Source organism: Treponema porcinum, from assembly GCF_900167145.1.
Classification (GTDB): domain Bacteria; phylum Spirochaetota; class Spirochaetia; order Treponematales; family Treponemataceae; genus Treponema_D; species Treponema_D porcinum.
The window spans coordinates 1-6,362 of the sequence record NZ_FUWG01000024.1; the positions used below are offsets into that span (position 1 = coordinate 1).

A 6,362-nucleotide genomic window follows, 5' to 3' on the forward strand; every position below is an offset into this window, starting at 1 on the left:
AAAAACAACTACTCTTTAGTTGAATTTAATTAAAAATCAACTAAACAATTGTTTTTATTTAAACAATCTCTTATAATATCCACAAAGAGCAATGAAAAATTTTTCCAAAATTTTTACTTTTAGGAGGGGTGATAGTTATGTCTGAAAATATTAAGCGTTGTCTTGATTTAGCAAATTTGATTACAAAGAAATCTGTATTTTTATTCGGACCTCGTCAAACAGGTAAATCAACACTAATTAACACAGAATTATCTGAAACTTTTGCTCTTTCGTGGAATTTACTTAAAGGAAAATTACGTTTAGAAGTTCAGAGGAATCCAAGTTATTTAACTGAACAAGTTGAATTTCTCAATCTTCATGACTGTGCAATTTTTATAGATGAAATACAGCTTTGCCCTGAATTACTCAATGAATGTCATCTTCTTATACAAGAAAGAAATATCCGTTTCATGCTTACAGGTTCTTCTGCTAGAAAATTGCGTACATTGGGAACAAATTTACTTGGTGGCAGAGCATGGGAGCGACATCTACATCCTTTTACTTATTCCGAAGTTGGAGAAAGTTCAAATTATAATCTTTCTTATATTTTTGAACATGGTCTTTTGCCTTCTATGTTTTTTTCTAATGATATAGAAGAAGATCTTTCATCTTATGTTGGTACTTATCTTACGGAAGAAATAGCAGCTGAAGGTACAGCAAGAAATTTAGGTTCTTTTAGTAGATTTTTAAAGACAGCTGCACTCACTAACGGGCAACTTCTAAATTTTGCTAATATAGCAGCAGATTCTCAAGTTCCTGTTCAAACTGTAAAGCAATGGTATAAAATTCTTGAAGATACTCTTCTTGGATTTATGATTGAACCATATAAGTCAGGAACAAAAAGAAAAGCAGTTGCAACATCTAAGTTTTATCTTTTTGACATAGGTGTTGCACGAACATTGCAAAATATTCAAGTCCCACAAGAAGGTAATAAAGAATTTGGAGACTATTTTGAACAACTAGTTTGCATGGAATTAAAAGCCTGGATAGATTATAAAAGGCCACGAAGTTCGCTTACTTTTTGGCGAACAACAACAGGAAATGAAGTTGATTTTTGTGTTGATGATGAACTTGCAATAGAAGTAAAATCAACTGATTCTGTAAATGAAAAACACTTAAAAGGATTGCAAACTCTGCGTGAAGAAAATATTTTTAAGCGTTACATTGTAGTTTGTCGCGAAGATTATCCTCGCCTTGTTGATGGAATAGAAATACTCCCATGGAAATATTTTTTTAAGACATTGTGGAATTAACTAATCAATGAAAAAATTTATCAGAAAACATACCTACAAAAGAGACTATATTTCTTGGAAAATCGTTAGAATAATTATGTCAAAGATCTTTTATGCAAAAATAAATTAATAAAATTTTGCTTTTTTTTACCAAATATATATTTATTGCCAAGTTTCAATTGTTCTATAAACTTGGCAAATATTTTCTATGTTAATTTCATATAATTGACTTGTTAGAGGCAATTTTTTGTGTTTAAAGTAATCGTTTATGGTGTGATTATTATCACACCAATAAGAAGGAACATCTTTTTGTATAAAAGATTCTTCTCCAAATGTACCCTTAAAAAATTTTGCTATTTTGTTTCCAAGAGTTATATCATCTATATCTTTGCATTTATCATTTTTTCTCAAGTGATAAATCAATTCATCAGCCCCAATTTTTATGTTCATTTTCCCTCCATGATATTTAGAAAACTTACTTAAGTTTTCTAAAAAGAACACAATTCACATGTTATTTTTAGGAAACTCGAATTTTCATGCATTATTCTACAAAAACAAAGGCTCGGTAAATTTCTACCGAACCTTTGAATAATAGTTATTAAAAATTATTGTTTTTCAGCAATTTTAACCTGATATTTATCACCAGATTTCTTTACAGAAAGAACATAGTCTGTTCCTACAGTAAGTGTAGCACTTGTATTATCGCCACCTGCACCAGCTTCCATATTTATGTAATCGCCACCAACTGTTAATGCACATTTTGCATTCCAAGTAGCAGCATCATTCCAACCACCACATGTTGTTTGGAATTTGAATTGAGCATTTGCGTTTGTTGCTTTGAATTCATATTTCCATTCACCAGCACCTGCAGGAGTTAATGTTATACATTTTTTCCAATCCCATGCTCCAAAATCATCGTTTCCGATTGCAAAAATTACATCTTCACCAGGAACAACAGAAACTGCAGGTTTTCCAGATGCTGTACTAATAACGATTGTATATTTTTTACCAATTGTTAATCCTGTAATTTGTGCATTTTTAGCATTAGCATTTGAAAATTCAACAGGAGCAGCATCTACAGCAGTTTTATTTGGTAATGCATCTTCAGTATTATTTGAATATGCATCACCCCAACCATTTGCTAAAGCAACTTTGAAGTCTAATGTTTCTGTTTCAGCTGTAAATGTATAATAATAATCTGTACATGTTTCTGTTTCTGCAACAATTTTTGCTTCAATTGCATTTGTTTTTCCAAGATCCCATGTTAATGGAGCATTTCCAGCTAAATAAACTTTATTGTATGCTGGTGGTGCATAAGCACTGTCATCAAGATCTTCAAGAGATTCACAAGTTACAGAAACTTTTTTTGTTGCAGCATCAATAACTTTAATTGTAAGTCTAAATTTATGATTAGCTTCATATGGTAAACCTGTTATTACTGCATTTTTACCATCGTTACCTGCGTCACCTTTGTAATATGTAAGAACTACAGGAGTTGGAGTTTCACCATATTTTGCAGCAACAATATCATCTGCCATATCTGTTTTCTTTCTGTCTGCTGTATCTTCAGGAATACCTTTGAACCAACGACCTACAGACCAATCACCTGCTTTTTCACGAATATCAAATTCAGTTTTTGTATCAGCATTAGTAAAATCAAATGTATATGTGTTTGCATCAACAAATTTCATCTTTGAACCTTTCCAGTCCTCAAAAGCTCCGATGATATCTGAATTAGCAAAGAAACCTGTATCACGTATACCTGCATATATAGTTACATCAGCACCCTTATCATAAGCAGTTTCAACTTTTACTATGTATTCTTTATTTGCCTCATAAGAAACCGTTACATAGTCCTCTGTGTCAGGTTTTTCTGTGTCGACTTTTCCGTCAGCACCATAGAACATATATCCGTTTGTTACATAGAAACTCTTAGAACCTGCTTCTGCTGGAGTCCATACATAACTGTATGTAGTTCCTTCGCGAGTCAACGGATATTCGTTACCATCGCTATCAACAAGTTTCAGAGTCGGGAAGTCAATTGAAGGACCTTCAATCTTAACTTTTGCAACTTTGTTAGGAGCATCATAGTTTACAGTAATCACATATTCTTTACCGTTTATAAGATTTTCAACCTTGATGTTTCCAGGGTTTGAGTTTGCAGCATCACGAGCCTGAAGCGTCAAAAAATCATCGTTAAGTGAAAGGAATACAGGAGTATCTTTTTTCCAACCGAAATCCTGAGTCCATGTTGTAGCATCTGTTACAAGCTTAAAATTGATTGTACCTTTTGCTCCGCCCCAATAATTATGTTTTGTTGAATCATACGTAAATTTATAAGTCTGTGTATTTGCATCAACAAAAGTCAACTTTCCTCTGTTATCTTTATCTTTCTGAACGTCACCTGCAAGGTACAAACCGATACATTCTTCGTTTGCCTCGTAGTCGTGCAAGTCGCCGGAGCATCCGATAAGACCGAGTGCAAGAGCGCCTGCTGCTAAAAATGAAAGTAATTTTTTCATTTAATTCTCCTGAATAAGAATTTATATTCTTAGTTATCTGAAAGTTCCGTCAAAAAACTGCCCGACCCTAGCCGGGCAAAGTATTTGATATTCGCTTTCAACTCAATTGAGTTTTCCAATAACCCAAACAATCAATCATTTTCACAATCAACGTTCGAGTTTTCAAAGAAAACTCGTCATTTAATCTGTTCCTGCACAGATTAAATATCCCAACGGATTCCTACGCGCATTGCAGCACGTCCGTCGTACCAGTCAACAGCATCGATTTTTCCAACGCCCTCTTTCTCGTGGCTGCCGTTTACGTTACAGCGGTCAAGGTTAAGAGCATCCTGTCCGTCGCCGAAGTGCTTGAACGGATCCATGTTGTATACGAACTGAGCGTAAAGAGTAGGCTTTTTCATAGCCTTGAATCTCTTTGAAACGCCTACTGCAAATGCAAACGGATTGTTTTCGTCTGAATTAAACTTGTATACATCTCCGTCAGAAAGTGTATTTTCTGTCTTAAGACCGAATGCAAGGTTTGCAGTTACGTCGCCTGGGAACATAACCTGTCCAATCAATGTGTTGAAGTAGCGGGTTTTATTAGACATATCAAGACCGTAGTAAACGTTTACGCCCTTAACGATGTCGCTGTCCGGAGTCATGGCAAATGAAACACCTGCTTTCTTGAAGCGGAACGGAGAATCTGAAGCACCGTATTTATTAGCTTCGTCTTCATCAATTCCGTCTGACCACTGATAAGCCTGATAGTTCATATCACCGTAAGCGCCGATTGTAATTCCATAATCTTCAAGTGTATAAGCAACTGCCGGCTTGAATGTGAATTCAGCACCGCCAGTCCTGTTGAACAATGGAGTATCTTCCTCGTCAAAGCGGCGGGCAGTCCACCATGACTGAACCTGTCCATTATATACGTCATATTCTTCGTCACCAGCTTTAAGTTCACTCAAAGCCATTTCTGCCGTTACGCCAAGGTCAATCTTAAGTGCTTCAAGAGGATTTACAGAACCGTTGAATGCAATTCTCTGGCTGTTAAGAAGACCAAGAGTATTTGAAAGGTCGAATGTACCGTCGTCGTGGTTTTCGCGAAGATAGAGCATGGAAGCCTGCATACCGCGGAAACGGTACTCAAGATTTACGTTGAACAGATCAGCCTTATAGCCAACCTGAACATTTGCTGCCATGTTCTGGATGCCGTCAAAGTCGCCTGAACGGTACCATACGTCTGTTGAATAGCCGAAGTAGTCAAGGATATTCGGGTCTGTTTTTTCAGGGTTATCTGCGGCATTGAAAGCAACGATTTCTGCCGTACTCTTCTGATGTGTTGCAAGCAAAGCCTGAACAGCAAATGAAAGGCCGCCGATTTTATCCTTTGCACCGATAATGAAGTCGTGCTCAACAGGTTCATAGAACAAATAGTCACCGTTGTACATACCGTTTGTCTGGAAGTCGATTACAAGGTCATCTTTCTTAACGTCGAACCATCCCCAATAACCGTATTTTGTACCTTTGCGGTCACCTGTTTTGTTAGGAGCAAATCCGATGTCAAACGTAAGGCCTGTAGCTTCTTCAAGAGCTGCAACTGCCTTTGAGCCAAGACTAAACTGGTTGAAGCCACCTACGTGCTGATAACCTGCATCCCAAGATGAGCATACTGTTGTCCAAGTGATTGCCTGGCGAACATCTGGTTTTGCATAGTTGAAGCCTGTAAGGAAGTTGATGTATGGGGTATTGAATCCGAACTTAAGGTGTCCGAGGAACGGATTTGATCCCGGTCCTTCAGAAGCAACGTCTTTTCCATTGTTATTTGCACGAGCAAGATAAGCAACAGGATTTGCAAACATTCCGCTTACAAACTGCTTCAAACCTTCGCTAAATTCAAGTGATTCATCATCAAAGCCGTTTTTCTGATAAAGATATTTGATTTTCTTTTCACCAGAATAATCTTCCAAATCCGTTTCTGCCAATGCAACTTCAATATAAACCGGGCAGTTAGGAAGGAAGTTTCCAACAAATTTATTGTATGATTTTGCACCGATTGTTACAGAGTCAAGGTCAAGTCCTTTTTCTGTTTTATCATAAGCACCCTGTGTAAGGTAGTTTGCCTGAATTCCGAACATAGACCAGCTTACAAAGTTAATCTTAGCCTTGCTAGCAGCAGCATCGTCGTCTCCACCGAGCATATCAGCGATGACTACGTGGCTGTTCTTTCCGCCGAAGCCGTCGTCAACGAAATCAGGAGCCTTAAGGTCGGTAGTCCAGTTTCCGTCGGAAATGAACTTGTAGCGAAGTTCGTCCGTTGCCTTGAAAGTCTTTGTAATAGTAAAGCCCTTGTCGGTCTTTGTCATTGCTTCGGCACCGTTCTGCCAGTTGTTGAAGTCTCCTGCAAGGAGAACTTCCGTAGCGCGAGGGTTTCCGTAGAAGAAGGTAACCTCTACGTTGCCGTCGGCAAGTTTTTTCACAGTTACGTCAGCAAAGGCACTGCCAATGCTGAGCAACAGGAAAAGGGAGATGAAAGCGAATAATTTTTTCATCAAATTCCTCCAAATTAATAAATAGATAGAAATCG

At 37.3% G+C, this 6,362-nt stretch carries 4 protein-coding genes; 1 reads left to right on the top strand and 3 read right to left on the bottom strand.

The window, feature by feature from the left end:
- The first annotated feature begins 137 nt into the window (after positions 1–137).
- Entirely contained in the window at positions 138–1,292 is a 1,155-nt protein-coding gene (locus B5D55_RS11240) for an ATP-binding protein (protein WP_078934101.1), read from the top strand.
- Positions 1,293–1,433: 141 nt separating this feature from the next.
- Here B5D55_RS11240 and B5D55_RS11245 read toward each other — a convergent pair whose 3' ends face one another.
- The 3 genes from B5D55_RS11245 to B5D55_RS11255 all read right to left on the bottom strand — a co-directional run bounded on the left by B5D55_RS11245 (position 1,434) and on the right by B5D55_RS11255 (position 6,327).
- Positions 1,434–1,721, bottom strand: coding sequence for a hypothetical protein (locus B5D55_RS11245; RefSeq protein WP_078934105.1), 288 nt, complete (start codon positions 1,719–1,721; stop codon positions 1,434–1,436).
- A 155-nt stretch (positions 1,722–1,876) separates the two neighbouring features.
- The gene (locus tag B5D55_RS11250) at positions 1,877–3,793 is read right to left on the bottom strand and encodes a CBM20 domain-containing protein (RefSeq protein ID WP_078934106.1); all 1,917 of its coding nucleotides are present in this window, start codon (positions 3,791–3,793) and stop codon (positions 1,877–1,879) included.
- Positions 3,794–3,993: 200 nt separating this feature from the next.
- Positions 3,994–6,327, bottom strand: a complete 2,334-nt coding sequence (locus B5D55_RS11255) for an early set domain-containing protein (RefSeq protein ID WP_078934107.1) — start codon at positions 6,325–6,327, stop codon at positions 3,994–3,996.
- Positions 6,328–6,362: the final 35 nt, after the last annotated feature.